Consider the following 15,207-nt stretch of genomic DNA (forward strand, 5'->3'; position numbering starts at 1 on the left):
TACACGCCGTATGTATCTGCCCCGGGAGTCGTCATGATCACCAGCCTGTACCCCGTCCTCGCCGTCTCGGACGTCCCGAGCGCCGCGCGCTTCTACGCCGACCTGCTGGGGATGACCCCGACGTTCTCCTCGGACTGGTACGTCAGCCTGCGCTCCGGCGCTGCGGAGCTCGCCGTCGTCGACGCGGACCACGGGACCGTCCCCGAGCGGGCCCGCGGCACGCGAGCGGCGGGCGTGCTCGTCACCGTCGAGGTGGACGACGTCGACGCCGTGCACGCCCGCGTCCTCGCGACGGGCGGGCACGACGTGCTGCTGCCGCTGCGCGACGAGGAGTTCGGCCAGCGGCACTTCATCGTGGCCGGGCCCGACGGCGCGCTCGTCGACGTCGTCACCCCGATCCCGCCCTCGGGGGAGTTCGCCGCCCTCTACGCCGGGGCGGGCGCCGAGGACCCGGGCGCCTAGACCCGCTCCCGCACCCGCGGCAACCCCTCGCCCGTCAGCTGGTCGCAGAACGCCGGCCGGCCCGCCAGCGCCATCACAAGCGCCAGGGTGGTGCCGCGGACCGGCGGTCCGTCGCCGTGCGCGAACGGCCCGTCGGTCGCCTCGAGCCGCAGCCCGCGCGCCACGGACCGGCCCGGGACCGTGAAGTCTCTGCCCACGAAGAAGCGGGCCACCGCGGTGGTCGCGGCGAGGGACGGAGCGCGCGGCAGGCCGAGCGGCGTGCGCACGTCCTGGCCGTGCACCACGACCTCGCCCAGCCACGCGGCCGTGTGCCCGCTCGGCGCGACGGTGCTGGTCGTGACGGCACGGAACCGTGCGAGGGTCTCGGCCGGCGTGGCCCCCCGGTGCTCCGCCAGCCGGCGGTCGTTGTGCACGCCGGCGTCGAAGCGCGCCCCGGCGATGCTGCGCAGCCACGCCCACCGGCCGGTGCTCGCGCCCGCCGTGAGGTGGGCGACGACGTCCTGCACGGACCACTCCCCGCACAGCGACGGCGCGACCCACGCCGCGTCGTCGAGCCCTCCGAGCTCGTCGGCGAGCGCCGCACGCTCCGCGTGGATCATCGACCAGGTCCGGGCGCGCTCGGTGCTCGTCGTCACGTCGCCAGCCAACCACGGGGCACCCACGCCGCGGTTAGGCTCGACGGTGCCCACGACGACGCCGAATGCCTGGAGGACTGCACCCGTGTCGGGTTCGAAGAGTGACGGGGCGCGCGTGGCGTTCCTGGACGTGGACGGCACCTACGCGGACCACGGCACGGTGCCGCCCGCGCACGAGGAGGCCGTGCGCGCCGCACGGCGCGCCGGCCACCGGGTGCTGCTGTGCACGGGCCGCCCGGAGTCGATGCTGCCGCCGTCGCTCCTCGCGGCAGGGTTCGACGGCGTCGTGGCGACGGCGGGGGCGTTCGTCCGGCTCGACGGCGAGGTCGTGGCCGACCTCCGCTTCCCCGACGACCTCGCGACGCGCGTGCGGCACGTGCTCGACGCCCACGACGTCGCGTACCTGCTGGAGGCGCCGGAGGCCGTGTACGGCCCCGTCGGGCTCGACGCCCGGCTCGCGGTCCGCGGGGACGCGGCACCCCACGAGATCCTCGACGTGCTGCGGATGCCCGGCGACCTCGCGGGCGTCCGGTACGCGAAGATCAGCTACTTCGACTCCCGCGTGCCGATCGCGGCGCTGCGCGCCGAGCTCGGCCCCGAGGTCGGCATCCTCCCCTCGTCCTACGCGGACACGGGCGACAACGCCGGGGAGATCCACCTGGCCGGGGTGCACAAGGCCGTCGGGATGGCCGCCGTGATGGAGCACCTGGGGCTCACCGCCGCGCAGGCCGTCGGCGTCGGCGACGGGTACAACGACGTCGAGATGCTCCAGTACGCGGGCACGGCCGTCGCCGTCGAGGGCGCGCCGGAGGCGGTGCTCGCCGAGGCGGACCTCGTCGTGCCGGGCCCGGCACGCGGCGGCGTCGCGGAGGCGTTCGCCCGGCTGGGGCTCACGACCGCCCACGTCTGAGGTCGTCACCGCCCCGCGCCGCAAGGTCGCGTGCCGTCGCGACACGGGGAGGACATGAGGAGCACTGCACCGCGGACCCTGGCGCTCGTCGCACTGACCACCGCCCTGCTGACGGGCGCGCTCGTGGCGTGCGCGCCGGGCGGGGCGCCCGGCGCGCCGCCGTCGGGAGTCCCGTCCCCCACCGCGACGGCGACGCACGGACTGTGGCCCCCGGACGCCGAGGGGATCGAGCAGCCGCGGCCGTTCGAGGTGCGGTACGGCGACCGGGCGCTGCTGCTCCACCCGTTCACCTTCTGCGCCGACCAGGGCTGCGCCGACGGGTTCGACGAGCACCCGCCGGCGGTGGGCGACGCCACCGAGCTGTTCGTGCACGTCCCCCTCGACGGTGACGTCGAGCTCACGGTGACGGAGGTCGAGGGGGACGCGGTCCGCACCGTCGAGGGCGCGGTCGAGGCCTCGGCCGCAGAGCTCGGGGACGGCTGGTGGCGGGTGCGGTTGTCGGGCCCGGCCGGAGAGCACCTGATCAGCCTGTTCGCCGGCGGCGACGGGGCCGGCGACATGATCGCCGAGGCGCTCTGGACGGGCGGCGGCTGACCGCGCTCCCCGGGTACGGTGAGGTCGGCGGGCCCTGACGACGCGGTCCGCGTGCCGACCGACGGACGGAGCCCCTGATGGCCGACCTGGACGACCTCACCACGACCCACCTCGACAAGGCCCGCGCAGCCGAGAACGGACGCAGCGCCGAGGTCGTCGTGCACGACGGCCCGCTGCGACAGACGATCCTGGCGCTGGTCGAGGGGATCGAGCTGGGCGAGCACAACTCCCCGCCGGCCGCGTCCGTCCTGGTGCTGCACGGGCGCGTGCGCGTGACCGCGCTCGACGGGGACGACGAGGTGCGCGCCGGGCAGCTGCGGGTGCTGACGCACGAGCGGCACGCCGTCAGCGCGCTCGAGGACTCGGTCTTCCTGCTCACGACGGTCACGAGCATCCCCAAGCCCTGAGGCCCCGTCGTCACCCCGTCCCATCTGGTGAGACCCGGGGGTGACGCGAGCAACCGGTTTCTGGCAACCTCGGTCGCGAACGGTGTGAATCGTCTCAACCGGAACGGAGCAATGATGCTGCCGACACTCCGCACGACCACAGTCACCACCACCCTCACCGCCGCGGCGGGAGCGCTCTGCGCGCTCGCCCTCGCCGCCCCCGCCCTCGCCGCCGGGGGCGAGCGGTCCGCCGCGGCGCCCACGACGCCGACCGCGTCCGCCGACGCGTCCCCCGGCGGCCGGGCGGTGATCAGCACGCCCACCGCCGACGGCAACCGCGTGAGCTGGCGCCTCCTGACGGCCGACGGCGACGACGCCGCGTTCCACGTCTACCGCGACGGCGTCCGGGTGCCCGGGCCGGCCGTCACCGGCGCGACGTCGTTCCTCGACCGCGGCGCCCCCGCCGACGCCCGCTATGCCGTGGTCGCCGTCGGCGACGGAGCGGCGCGCGCCGCGGCCGCACGGTCCGACGACCCGTCCGCCGAGGGAGCCGCCGGACAGGTCGCCGGCGAGTCCCTGACCCTCGCGCCCGTGGCGGGCGCGCAGGCGAGCTCTCTCGACGTCCCGCTCGACGTCCCACCCGCCGGCAGCGGCTACACGTACTCCGCGAACGACGCCTCGGTGGGCGACCTCGACGGCGACGGCGAGTACGAGATCGTCCTGAAGTGGGACCCGAGCAACGCCAAGGACAACTCGCAGTCCGGCGTCACGGGCAACGTCTACCTCGACGCCTACGAGCTCGACGGCGAACGGCTGTGGCGCGTCGATCTCGGCCGCAACATCCGCGCCGGGGCGCACTACACGCAGTTCCAGGTGTACGACTACGACGGCGACGGTGCCGCGGAGGTCGCGGTGAAGACCGGCGACGGCACCGTCTCCGGCACGGGCCAGGTGATCGGGGACGGCGACGCCGACCACCGCAACTCGAGCGGCTACGTGCTCAGCGGCCCCGAGTTCCTGTCGGTCTTCCGGGGCACCGACGGCGCCGAGCTCGACACCGTCGACTTCCGCCCCGCCCGCGGCAACGTCGGCGACTGGGGCGACACGTACGGCAACCGGGTGGACCGCTTCCTCGCGGGCACGGCGTACCTCGACGGGTCCCGGCCGAGCATCGTCATGGGGCGCGGCTACTACGCCAAGACCGCCGTGTCCGCGTGGGACTTCCGCGACGGCGCGCTCACCCGCCGCTGGACGTTCGACTCGAGCTCGTCGACCAACGGGCCCGACTGGACGGGCCGCGGCAACCACCAGCTGTCGATCGCCGACGTGGACGACGACGGGCGCGACGAGATCCTCTACGGCTCGATGGCGATCGACGACAACGGGTACGGGCTGTGGCAGAACGGCACCCACCACGGCGACGCGTACCACGTGAGCGACCTGGTGCCGTCGAACCCCGGGCTCGAGGTGTTCAAGCCCTCGGAGTCGGGCAGCGACCCGGCGCACTGGGTGGCCGACGCCGCCACCGGCAGGATCCTCTCCAGCGCGCCGGCCGCCGGCTCCGACAACGGCCGCGGCGTGGCCGCGGACATCACCGCCGACAACCCCGGGGCGGAGGTGTGGTCGTCCAAGGTCTCCGGCCTGCGCAGCGCGACGGACGGCTCCGAGGTGGGTCGTAAGCCCGGCTCCACCAACTTCGTGATCTGGTGGGACGGCGACGGGCAGCGCGAGCTGCTGGACGACACCCACATCGACAAGTACGGCGCGAGCGGCGACACCCGCCTCCTCACGGGCGAGGGGGTCGCGTCGAACAACGGCACCAAGGCGACGCCGGCGCTCCAGGCCGACATCCTCGGCGACTGGCGCGAGGAGGTCGTCTTCCGCACGACCGACTCCAGCGCGCTGCGGATCTACTCCACGGACATCCCGACCGACATCGCCCACCCGTCCCTCATGGAGGACCGGCAGTACCGGTTGGCCGTCGCGTGGCAGAACACGGCGTACAACCAGCCGCCGCACCCCAGCTTCGCCACGGTGGACTGACGCGGTGACCGGTCGGCCCGCGCCAGGCCTCAGCCCTGGCGCGGGCCGACCCACACCTGCTGCACGTTGACGAACTCCTTGATGCCGTGCGGGCCGAGCTCGCGCCCGTAGCCGGAGCGCTTCACCCCGCCGCTCGGCAGCCGGGGGTCGGTCTTGACGATGCCGTTCACCGAGACCTGCCCGGCAGCGATATGGGGGGCCATCGCCTCGCCACGCTCGGGCGTCGTCCAGACGCTCGCCGCGAGGCCGTACTCGGTGCGGTTCGCCGTCTCGAGCGCCTCGTCGGCGTCCGCCGCCCGCATCACCGCCATGACCGGGCCGAATGTCTCCTCGCAGGCGGCGGTCATGTCGTCGGTGACGTCGTCGAGCAGCGTGGGCGGGTAGAACCAGCCCGGGCCGTCGGGCAGCTCGCCGCCGAGCAGCAGCCGCGCCCCCGCCTGCACCGTGCGGGTGACCTGGCGGTGCAGGTTCTCGCGCAGGTCGGCACGGGCGATCGGCCCCACCTGCGTGGCGGGGTCGCGCGGGTCGCCGACCTTCAGCGCGGCGAGGCGGTCCCGGAGCCGGTCGACCAGGGCGCCGTGCACGGCGTCCTCCACGATGACCCGCTTCGCTGCGATGCACGACTGGCCGGCGTTGATGATCCGCGACAGGGCGATGGTGTCGGCCGCGGCGTCCAGGTCGGCGTCGGCGAGCACGACGCACGGGTCGGAGCCGCCCAGCTCCAGCACGGCGGGCTTGATCTCGGCCGCCGCGACGCTCGCCACCGCCGCGCCGCCGCGCGACGACCCGGTGAACGACACCGCCTGCACGCGCGGGTCGCGGATGACGGCGGCGACGTCCGCGGTCTCCAGCGGCAGGTTGAGGAACACCCCCCGCGGCGCGCCCGACGCCGACAGCGCCCGTGCGAAGACCTCGCCGATCGCCTCCGCGCAGCCGGGCACGTGCGGGTCGTGCTTGAGCACGCCCGTGTTGCCCGCCATGAGGGCCGGCGCCGCGAAGCGCAGGGCCAGCCAAAAGGGCGCGTTCCACGGCAGGACGCCGAGCACCGTGCCCAGCGGCAGGTGCTGCACGTAGCTGCGCGTCGCGTCGGAGGCGATCTCCTCGGTCGCCAGGTACGCCGCCGCGTGCTCGGCGTAGTGCTCGGCGCACCAGGCCGCCTTCTCGACCTCGCCGAGCGCCTCGGTGATCGGCTTGCCCATCTCCTGCGTCATCAGGGGGGCCAGCTCGTCGGCGCGGGCGCGCAGGTCGGCCGCCACCGCGTGCATCACCTCGGCGCGCCCGTCGAGCCCACGGTCCCGCCACGCGGCCCGCGCCGCCTCGGCGGCCGCCAGGGTGGCGTCCACCTCCCCCGGCGTCGCCGCCGGGACCTCGCGGACCGTCTCGCCCGTGCTCGGGTCCGTCGCGATCAGCATCGTCATGCGGTCTCCTCCTCCGTCGCGTCCATGCCGTCGGTGGCCGGGCCCGGCACGAGCGCGAGGGAACCGCCGTCCGACGGTTCGCCGCCGATCCGTCCGCCATCCGCGGCGGCGTGCTCGGGCTTGCAGGTGAAGTCCTCGCCCAGGGTGAAGAACGACTCGCACCCGTCGGCGGTCACCCGCACCGTGTCGGAGATGCCGACGGTCTTGTCGCCGTCGACCCCCCACATCCACGGGATGATGTGGAACGTCATCCCCTCGCGCAGCACGCGCGGGTCGCCCTGGTTGAGGCTGACGATGTAGCCCTCGTCCCAGCTGGGTGGGAACGCGATGCCGATCGAGTACCCCGACCGGGTCACCAGCCGCGCCCCGACGCCGTTGTCCGAGATGATGTTCCGCACGATGTTGTCGGCGTCGGACACGGTGAGCCCGGGCCGGATGGCCGCCTTGACCTCCGCGAGCGCCAGCTTCATCCGCTCCTGCGCCACCAGCATGCTGCGCGAGAGGTCGTCGAGCACCACGGTGCGCATCATCGCGGTGTGGTAGCGCCGGAAGCAGCCGCCCACCTCGAGGAAGACGTGCTCCCCCGGCTGCACGGTGCGACCCTCCCAGGTCGCGTGGCCGATCATGCTCCGCGGCCCCGAGGTGACGTACGGCATCACCGCGGGGAACTCGCCGCCGGAGCGGAACATCGCCGACGCGATCTCCGCCGCGATCTCGTTCTCGGTCACGCCGGCGGCGACCGCCTCGATGCCCGCCGCCATCCCGACCTCCGTGGCGCGCGCGGCTCGCCGCATGACCGCGATCTCGGCGTCGGACTTGGTCACGCGCCCCTCCTCCACGATGCCGAAGCAGTCGAGCAGGCGGCCGTCGGTGAACGAGTTGTGGATGTAGTCCTGGTGGTAGGCCGGGAAGTAGTAGCTGTTGCGCTCGTACCCGACGTCCTTGGTGTCGAGCCCGAACTCGCGCAGGGACTGCACGAGGCTCTGGATCGCGTCGCCGGTGTCCGGGTAGGGGCGGGTCAGCTCCACCCACGTGCGCGCGTGGACGTTCGACTCCTCCATGGCACGGGTGATCATGAACGGCTCGTCCTCGAGCGGCACCACCAGCGCCTGGAAGAAGGAGTACCCCGTGGTCTGGTAGTCCGTGAGGTACATGAGGTTCTCGGGGTCGGTGATGACCACCGCGTCCAGCATCCGCTCCGCCATGCGGCGGCGCAGGTCGCCGAGGCGTCTCGCGTACTCCTCGAACGGGAACGTCATGTCGTCGCGCTGCCGCATGCCGGCCTCCTTCTGCTGTCACGCGCCCCGGCGAGGTTGCTCGAGGGCGCTAGAGGGTGTCGCGCACCGCCCCCGCGAGGATCTCCAGGCCCTCGTCGAGGTCATCGTCGGGAATGGTCAGGGGCGGGATGAGCTTGAGCACGCGGCCGCCGCTGCCGCACGGCCCGATGAGCAGCCCGCGGGCGAAGCACTCCGCCGCGACCGCCTTCGCGAACGCGCCGTCGACCACGTCGAGGCCCTGGATCATCCCGCGGCCGCGCACGGCGAAGCGGCGATCCTTCCCGGCGGACCCGCGGTCGGGGACCTCGGCGGCGAGGCCGTCCAGCACGGACACCATGCGCTCGGCCTTGGCGTGCACCTCGTTCATGAGCTCGTCGTCGTCGAAGTAGGTCAGCGCCTCGCGCCCGGCCACGAACGACAGGCCCTGGCCGCGGAAGGTGCCCGTGTGCTCGCCCGGAGCCCAGTGCGCGTCCAGCTCGGGCCGGTTGAGGTTCATCGCCAGGGGCGTCCCGTAGCCGCCGATCCCCTTGGCGAGGCACACGATGTCGGGGTCGAGCCCCATGCCGTCGAAGCTGAAGTAGCTGCCGGTGCGGCCGCAGCCCACCTGGATCTCGTCGATGACGAACAGCGCCCCGACGTCGCGGGCGAGCCGCTGCACGGCGTGCAGCCACTCGGCGCCGGCCACGTTGACGCCGCCCTCGGCCTGGATCGTCTCGACGACGAACGCGGCGGGGGGAAGCAGCCCGCTCGACACGTCGGCCAGCTGTTCCCGGTACGCCTCGAGCGACGCGAGACCGCCCCCGGGGGCGGTCTCGAACGGCAACCGGTGCACGTTCTCCAACGGCACCCCCGCGGCCCGGCGGAAGACGTCGTTGCCCGTGAGCGCGAGCGACCCGAGGGTCATGCCGTGGAACCCGTGCGTGAAGGCGACCACGTCGCGCCGGCCGGTGACCTTGCGGGCGAGCTTGAGAGCCGCCTCGACGGCGTTGCTGCCCGTCGGCCCCATGAACTGCAAGCGCATCGTCATGCCGCGCGGCTCGAGCACCGTGGAGACGAACTTCGAGATGAAGTCCCGCTTGGTGGTGGTCGCCATGTCGAGGCTGTGCGCGACGCCGTCGGCCTCGAGGAACTCGATCATGGCCCGTTTCATGCGCGGGTTGTTGTGCCCGAAGTTCAGCACCCCCGCACCGGCGAAGAAGTCGAGGTAGCTACGGCCGACCTCGTCCACCTGCCGCGCGTTCGACGCCGAGGCGAACACCGTGGGATACGTGCGGCTGTACCCCCGGATCTCGGATTCCCACTTCTCGAAGACCTCCATCAACCAGATGTAGGTGCCCGAGGCCTCCCCCGTCAAGGAACTCGCGGGACGACCTGCGTAACGTTCTGATGTCGCGGGCGGGGGCCGAACGTCGCGCGGTAGGCGGCGGGCGAGACCCCCAGCGCCCGCGCGAAGTGCTGGCGCAGCGACGCGCCCGTGCCGAACCCGGCGCGGCCGGCGACGGCGTCCACGGGGAGGTCGGAGCGTTCCAGCAGGTCACGAGCCCGCAGGAGGCGCTGCTGCAGCAGCCACTCCCCGGGCGAGAGACCGACCTCGCGGCGGAACCGGCGGGTGAAGGTGCGGGTGCTCATCGACGACTGCCGGGCGAGGCGGTCCAGCGAGAGCGGCTCGTCGAGGTGCTCGAGCGCCCACGACCGCGCGGGGCCGGTGTGGTCCCCCGCCGGCTCGGGCACGGGGGCGTCCACGTACTGCGCCTGGCCGCCGTCGCGGAAGGGCGGCACGACCGTCCGGCGCGCGACGTCGTTCGCGACCGCCGCGCCGTGGTCGGAGCGGATCAGGTGCAGGCACAGGTCGATCCCGGCCGCCTCGCCGGCCGACGTGAAGACCCGACCGTCCTCGGTGAACAGCACGTCCGGGTCCAGCTCGACCGCCGGGAACGCGCGCCGGAACCGCTCGGCCGACATCCAGTGCGTCGTCGCCCGGCGCCCGTCGAGGAGGCCGGCGCGCGCGAGCGCGAACGCCCCGGTGCAGATCGACGCGATCCGCGCGTCCGGGCGGACCTGCCCCAGCAGCTCCGCGAGGGAGCTCTGGCCCGGGGCCACGCCCTCCTCGTCGGGCGCACCGGTGTCGTCCAGCGCGTGCGAGGCCGGCACCACCACGGTGTCGGCGTCGACGAGCGCCTCCGGGCCGTGCGGGACGTCGAGGGCGAAGTCCGCGTCCGAGCGGACCCGGCCCGGCACCGCGGCGCACGTGCGCACCTCGTACAGCCGCTCGCCGCCCGGACCCCGGGCCGTGCCGAACAGCTGGTGCACGGCGCCGAGCTCCAGCGGCATCACGCCGTCGCGCACGAGGACCGCGACGTGGTGCGGACGCGCACCGGGTGCGGCCGGGGCGATGCTCGCCGGAGTCGTCATGGCTCGATCCTTGCACAGGGTGGCTCTCCGGCCACTTCCGGAGGCGCGCGCGGACCGGCAGCGTGGTCGTGGTGGGCGGCGGGGCGCCGCCCTTCCCGAGAACCTCGTACCGAGACGGAGCAGCGATGGAGGTCCTGATGGAGAACCCGATGGAGAACGCGACGGACGTTCGGACGGACGACCGGACGGACGCGACGACCCACCCGATGAGGGTGCTGTGGGTGCTCGCCCACCCCGAGCCGCGGTCGCTCACCGCGCACCTGCGCGACGACGGGGTCCGGGCGCTGCGGGACGCCGGGCACGAGGTGGTGCAGTCCGACCTGTACGCGATGGGCTGGGACCCCGTGGTGACGGCTGCCGACTTCGGCGACGCCGCGGACGACCGGCTCGACGTCGCGGGGGCCTCGGAGCGCGCCCTGCGTCGCGGGCAGCTCGCGCCGGACATCCAGGCCGAGCACGACAAGCTGGCCTGGGCCGACACCGTGGTCCTGCAGTTCCCCCTGTGGTGGCTGGGCGTCCCCGCCATCCTCAAGGGGTGGCTCGACCGGGTGCTGGTGCAGGGCTACGCGTACGGCGTGCGCGACGCGGCGACCGGGCGCACCCGGCGGTACGGCGACGGCGGACTGGCGGGCCGGCGCGCGCTGGCCGTGGTGACGGTCGGCGCGGGCACGGGGCTCGGGCCGCGCGGGCTGCACGGCGACCTGGCCGAGACGCTGTTCCCCCTGCTGCACGGCACCTTCTGGTACACCGGCATGCAGGTGGCGGAGCCCGTGCTGGTGCTCGGCGCGAACCGCCTCGACGACGCGGGCTACGCCGCCGTCTCGGCCGGCCTGCGCGAGCGGCTGCTCGCCCTGCCCGACGGCCCGGTGCTGGCGTACCGGAGCCAGGACGGCGGGGACTACGACGAGCGCGGCGAGCTCCACGACGCGCTGGAGCCCGGCCGCCGCGGGCTGGGCGTGCACCTGCGCGCGTGAGGCACGGACGTCACGGCCGCCGGCGCCGGGGCGGCACGAGGTTCGCGAGCGACGAGTACCGCGGCACCCAGCGCGCGAGCGCGGCCGCGGACGCGCCGCCCAGCGTGGCGGTGGCCCACACCCCGGCCGCGAGCGAGCCCAGGGCGGCCCCGGCCGACAGGATCAGCGGCCCGAGCGCGTCGCCCGTGTCCTGGAACAGCCGCCACACGCTGAGGAACGTGGGCCGCACCGCGGCGGGTGCGACGTCGGCGCCCAGCGTCATGACGATCCCCGAGCCCATGCCGTTGCCCACGCCGAGCAGGGCGGCGACCACGGCGAGCGCGCCGGCGGTGTGCGCGAACGGCAGCACCGCCAGCCCCACCGCCATCGTGAGCATCGACGGGACGGCCACCCACAACCGGCCGAACCGGTCCATCACCTTGCCCGCCGGGTAGAACAGCAGCATGTCCAGGGCGCCCGAGACGCCGAAGACGAGCGACGTCACCTCGGCGTCGAGGCCCAGGTGCTCGCCCCACAGCGGGATGACCGTCTGCCGCGCGCCGCGCACGGCGCTCACCAGCAGGATGGCGACGCCGAGGGTCGCGAACAGCTGCCTGTGCTCGCGCGCGACCGCCGCGATGGACACCCGCGGACCGCCGGCGGGGCGCGGCAGCGCGGCGTCGGCCCGCGGCTCCGGCCGCACCAGGGCGATGACGAGCACCGCGACCAGCGCGGAGCCCGTGCCCAGCCAGAACGCGCCGTGCAGCGACGTCGCCGCGATCATCGCGGCCCCCGCGAACGGCCCCAGGAACAGGCCGATGCGGTGCACCCCCGCGAGGGTCGACATCACGCGCGCCCGCCGCAGCGGCGGCGTGATCTCGGTGAGGTACGCCTGCCGGGCGAGGTTGAACACGGCGTTCGCCGCGCCGAGCGCGAGCACCCCCGCGGCCAGTCCCCACAGCGCCGACGACAGCGCGATCGTCGTGAACGCCACGACGGCGACGCTGCCGGCGACCAGCATCGCCACCCGGTCCCCGAGGCGCTGCGAGAGCGCCCCGGCGGGCAGGTCGAACGCGATCTTGCCGAGCGGCAGCAGCGCGGCCACGAGGCCGGCGACCGTGAGGGTGGCGCCACGGCCCGTGGCGGTGACCGCCACGACCGGCAGCAGCGCACCGATGCCGATCTCCAGCACCAGGGTCGGGAGGAACGCCCCGAGGACGACGCTACGGAACGGGAAGAGCGGCGGGGACGGCACGCACCATTCCTATCGCACCGGCCCCGTGGGGAGCCGGTCCGTTCACGGACGTCTCATGCGGCCCGCCGGGTCGTGAGGAGCAGCGCGGGCAGGTGGAGCTCGTCGCCCGCGGGGCGCGCGGTGATCTCGGCGTCCGAGACCACGGTCGCCGACCAGGAGGGCCCCTCGAACGCGGCGCGCAGCCGGTCGTCGGTCGTGCCCCAGCCGAGCCCGGCGGCCACGGACATCGCGAGGACGGCGACGAGCGCGTCGGACGGGCAGATCGCCTCCAGCCCTGCCACGTAGGCGGCGCGACCGGCATCGTCCAGGGTGTGCAGCAGCCCTGAGTCGAGGACGGTCCGGGGCCGCACGGCCAGGCGGTCGAGCCGCCGGGCGTCCGCGACCTCGAAGCGCACCTCGCCGGGCGGGTCGACGATCGACTCCGCGGCCCGCTCCCGCGCGCGGGAGATCGCGTGCGCCGCGGCGTCCACGCCCACCACCCGGTGGCCCGCCCGGGCGACCGCGAGCGCCAGCACGCCCGTGCCGCAGCCGACGTCGAGCACCGGGTCGGCGAGCACCGACCGGCGCACGAGCGCCAGGAGCGCGGGCTGCGGGCGCCCGATCTCCCACGGCGGCGGGACGTCCGCGGCGTAGAGGGCGTCGAAGTCGTGCACCTGGCGGGCCATGCGAGCACCTCCCGACACCCATCCTGCGCCCGACGGGCCCCGCTCGACGGCTACCGCCAGGCCAGGACGGCGAACGGCAGCGCCGCGACGACGGCGCCGGCGGCGAGCACGACGCCGTCCGTACGGGTCCACGGCGCAGGCTCCGCCCAGGTCCGGCGGTGGGCGCCCGCGAAGCCCCGGGTGTCCATCGCGACGGACATGGCCGCCGCGTCGCGCAGGGTGGCGGCCAGCACGGCGAACGTCACCGACGCCGCGTGGCGCGCCCTCGAGAGCGGGCCCCGGCCGGGCCCGACGCCGCGCGACCGACGCGCCCGCGACGCCTGCTCCCACACGGCGCCGAGCCGCTCGAACCGCTGCAGCGCCGCGGCCACCCCGACGACGAAACGGGCCGGCAGGCGCAGCCGCTGGCCGAGCTGGTCGGCCAGCCCGCTCGGGTCGACCAGCGGGGCGAGGGCCACGCCGGGCAGAGCGAGCACCGCGATGCGGGCCCCCGCGACGGCGGCCACCACCGGGTCGTGGCCACCGAGCAGCCACGTCGACCACGCCACCGACGCGACCGCGACGACCACCGCGAGGTAACGGGCCGGGGACCCGGCGCCGCGCGGCAGGAGCACCAGTCCGAGAGCCAGCGACCCGCCCAGCGCGACGGCGGCGCTCGCGACGTCCCGGACGCCCAGGGAGGCGACCAGGCCGAGCAGCCCGAGGGCCACGAGCACGAGGGCGTTCACGCGCCCCAGCGCGCCGGTCACGCCGCCACCGTCGCTCGCTCGCTCGTCGCGCCGCCGAGCCGCACCTGGTGCCCCGCGAGGGCGACGAGGTGCGCGTCGTGGGTGCTCGCCGCGACGGTGGCGCCGTGCCGGGCCGCGGCGCGGGCCCACCCGGCCACCGCCGCCCAGGTCCCCCTGTCCTGGCCGACGGTCGGCTCGTCGAGCAGCACGAGCCCCGGCCGGTGCGCCAGCGCCGCCGCCAGGGCGAGCCGCCGCTGCTCGCCGCCGGACAGCCGGAACGGATGCGCGTCGGCGAGGTGGTCGAGGCGCAGCAGCGCGAGCACGGCGTCCACGTCCACCCGGACGCCGAGGCGCCGGCCGGTGAGCTCCACCTCGTCCCGCACGCGCAGCGCGAGCAGGCCGTGCTCCGGGTGCTGCGGCACCCACCCGCAGGACCGCGCGAGCTCCTCCGAGCGGGCCGTCCGCCCCGGGACGCCCCGCACCTCGCCGGCCGTCGGCCGCAGGTGCCCCGCAAGAGTGGCGACGAGCGTGGACTTCCCCGCCCCCGAGGGCCCCGTGACGGACGTGAGGCGGCCCGCGGGCAGCCGCGCGGCCACGCCGTTGAGGGCACGCGTCGTGGTGCGACCGCGCAGGCCGCGGGTCACCAGGTCGACGCGGAGGCCGGCGACGACGACGTCCGGCCCGGGCACGTCCGGCGCCACCAGCGCCGCGGGAACGGACAGCGGGGACGGCGCCGCCACGCCGGGCAGCCAGACGCCGGCGCGCGTCAGGTCGTCCCGCAGGGCGGACGGGACGTCGCGCAGCGCGGCGGGCGCGACGTCGTGCGTGACCCGGCCGCCCGGTCCGAGCACCACGACGCGGTCCAGGTGCTCGAGCCACGGCCCGACGTGGTGGTCGACCACGACGAGGGACGTGTCCGAGCCCTCCAGCGCGCCGACGACGGCGGCGCGCACCTCGGCCGCCGCGGCGGGGTCGAGCATCGCGGTCGGCTCGTCCAGGAGCAGCAGGCCCGGCGCGCTCGCCAGCGCCCCGGCGAGCGCGAGCCGCTGCAGCTCGCCGCCCGAGAGGGCCGACGTCGGCCGGTCGGGCGGGTGGCGCAGCCCGACCCGGTCGAGAGCCTCCCCGGCCCGGCGCCAGATCTCGTCCCGCGGCAGGCCGGCGTTCTCGGGGCCGAAGGCGACGTCCCGGCCGATCCGGGCCGCGACGACCGCGGAGCCCGGGTCCTGCGGGACGAGCCCCACCCCGCCGTCCACGTGGACGGTCCCGGACAGCTCGCCGGGCAGCGGGTCGCCCAGCACGCCCGCCAGGGCGTGCAGCACGGTCGACTTGCCCGCCCCGCTGGGACCGACCAGCCCCAGGCGCTCCCCCGCGCCGACGGTGAGGTCGAGGCCCTCGATCGTCGGGGCCCGGCGCCCGGTGGGCCGCCAGCACAGCCCTCGCACGCGCGCCCGGACGTCGTCGTGCGCCAC

15 protein-coding genes are annotated in these 15,207 nt (G+C 75.3%); 6 read left to right on the top strand and 9 right to left on the bottom strand.

Annotated features, from left to right (window positions below; all coding sequences use genetic code 11):
- The first annotated feature begins 33 nt into the window (after positions 1-33).
- On the top strand, positions 34-462 hold the full coding sequence (locus tag ACFQ8E_RS08605; protein WP_430550155.1) for a VOC family protein: 429 nt from the start codon (positions 34-36) through the stop codon (positions 460-462).
- On the opposite strand, the gene ACFQ8E_RS08610 is transcribed toward ACFQ8E_RS08605, so the two are convergent.
- The gene (locus ACFQ8E_RS08610; RefSeq protein WP_430550156.1) at positions 459-1,097 is read right to left on the bottom strand and encodes a maleylpyruvate isomerase family mycothiol-dependent enzyme; all 639 of its coding nucleotides are present in this window, start codon (positions 1,095-1,097) and stop codon (positions 459-461) included. The genes ACFQ8E_RS08605 and ACFQ8E_RS08610 overlap by 4 nt on opposite strands.
- A 115-nt stretch (positions 1,098-1,212) precedes the next feature.
- Here ACFQ8E_RS08610 and ACFQ8E_RS08615 point away from each other — a divergent pair, with 115 nt between their 5' ends.
- The 4 genes from ACFQ8E_RS08615 to ACFQ8E_RS08630 all read left to right on the top strand — a co-directional run bounded on the left by ACFQ8E_RS08615 (position 1,213) and on the right by ACFQ8E_RS08630 (position 5,030).
- Positions 1,213-2,007 carry an HAD hydrolase family protein gene (locus ACFQ8E_RS08615; RefSeq protein WP_430550157.1) on the top strand — a complete coding sequence of 265 codons (795 nt, stop codon included), beginning with the start codon at positions 1,213-1,215 and terminating at the stop codon, positions 2,005-2,007.
- Between the two features lie 54 nt (positions 2,008-2,061).
- Complete coding sequence (locus ACFQ8E_RS08620) at positions 2,062-2,601, top strand: hypothetical protein (protein WP_430550158.1); 540 nt, start codon at positions 2,062-2,064, stop codon at positions 2,599-2,601.
- 77 nt (positions 2,602-2,678) lie between these two features.
- Positions 2,679-3,008: a cupin gene (locus ACFQ8E_RS08625; RefSeq protein WP_430550159.1), complete on the top strand. Its 330-nt coding sequence runs from the start codon at positions 2,679-2,681 to the stop codon at positions 3,006-3,008.
- A 114-nt stretch (positions 3,009-3,122) separates the two neighbouring features.
- Positions 3,123-5,030 carry a rhamnogalacturonan lyase gene (locus ACFQ8E_RS08630; RefSeq protein WP_430550160.1) on the top strand — a complete coding sequence of 636 codons (1,908 nt, stop codon included), beginning with the start codon at positions 3,123-3,125 and terminating at the stop codon, positions 5,028-5,030.
- A gap of 29 nt (positions 5,031-5,059) precedes the next feature.
- Here the strand turns inward: ACFQ8E_RS08630 and ACFQ8E_RS08635 are convergent, their stop codons facing one another.
- Genes ACFQ8E_RS08635 through ACFQ8E_RS08650 form a run of 4 tightly spaced genes read right to left on the bottom strand, consistent with a single transcriptional unit; the run spans position 5,060 to position 10,137 of the window.
- A complete protein-coding gene (locus ACFQ8E_RS08635; RefSeq protein WP_430550161.1) occupies positions 5,060-6,448 on the bottom strand; it encodes an aldehyde dehydrogenase family protein in 1,389 nt (462 codons plus the stop codon).
- Entirely contained in the window at positions 6,445-7,725 is a 1,281-nt protein-coding gene (gene doeA, locus ACFQ8E_RS08640; protein WP_430550162.1) for an ectoine hydrolase, read from the bottom strand. The genes ACFQ8E_RS08635 and doeA overlap by 4 nt, the downstream gene beginning before the upstream one ends.
- Positions 7,726-7,774: 49 nt before the next feature.
- Positions 7,775-9,043 (bottom strand): aspartate aminotransferase family protein, encoded by a 1,269-nt coding sequence (locus ACFQ8E_RS08645; protein WP_430550163.1) that lies wholly within the window; start codon positions 9,041-9,043, stop codon positions 7,775-7,777.
- 32 nt (positions 9,044-9,075) lie between these two features.
- Positions 9,076-10,137, bottom strand: a complete 1,062-nt coding sequence (locus ACFQ8E_RS08650) for a GlxA family transcriptional regulator (RefSeq protein ID WP_430550164.1) — start codon at positions 10,135-10,137, stop codon at positions 9,076-9,078.
- Between the two features lie 137 nt (positions 10,138-10,274).
- Between ACFQ8E_RS08650 and ACFQ8E_RS08655 the strand changes: the two genes are divergently transcribed.
- Complete coding sequence (locus ACFQ8E_RS08655; protein ID WP_430550165.1) at positions 10,275-11,111, top strand: NAD(P)H-dependent oxidoreductase; 837 nt, start codon at positions 10,275-10,277, stop codon at positions 11,109-11,111.
- 10 nt (positions 11,112-11,121) lie between these two features.
- Here the strand turns inward: ACFQ8E_RS08655 and ACFQ8E_RS08660 are convergent, their stop codons facing one another.
- Genes ACFQ8E_RS08660 through ACFQ8E_RS08675 form a run of 4 tightly spaced genes read right to left on the bottom strand, consistent with a single transcriptional unit; the run spans position 11,122 to position 15,207 of the window.
- On the bottom strand, positions 11,122-12,345 hold the full coding sequence (locus ACFQ8E_RS08660) for an MFS transporter (protein ID WP_430550166.1): 1,224 nt from the start codon (positions 12,343-12,345) through the stop codon (positions 11,122-11,124).
- Positions 12,346-12,398: 53 nt separating this feature from the next.
- Entirely contained in the window at positions 12,399-13,010 is a 612-nt protein-coding gene (locus tag ACFQ8E_RS08665) for a class I SAM-dependent methyltransferase (RefSeq protein ID WP_430550167.1), read from the bottom strand.
- Between the two features lie 50 nt (positions 13,011-13,060).
- Positions 13,061-13,759 carry an energy-coupling factor transporter transmembrane component T gene (locus ACFQ8E_RS08670; protein WP_430550168.1) on the bottom strand — a complete coding sequence of 233 codons (699 nt, stop codon included), beginning with the start codon at positions 13,757-13,759 and terminating at the stop codon, positions 13,061-13,063.
- Positions 13,756-15,207 (bottom strand): ATP-binding cassette domain-containing protein, encoded by a 1,452-nt coding sequence (locus ACFQ8E_RS08675; RefSeq protein WP_430550169.1) that lies wholly within the window; start codon positions 15,205-15,207, stop codon positions 13,756-13,758. Before ACFQ8E_RS08675 ends, ACFQ8E_RS08670 begins: the two co-directional genes overlap by 4 nt.

Source organism: Isoptericola sp. NPDC056573 (assembly GCF_042793335.1).
Lineage (GTDB): Bacteria > Actinomycetota > Actinomycetes > Actinomycetales > Cellulomonadaceae > Isoptericola.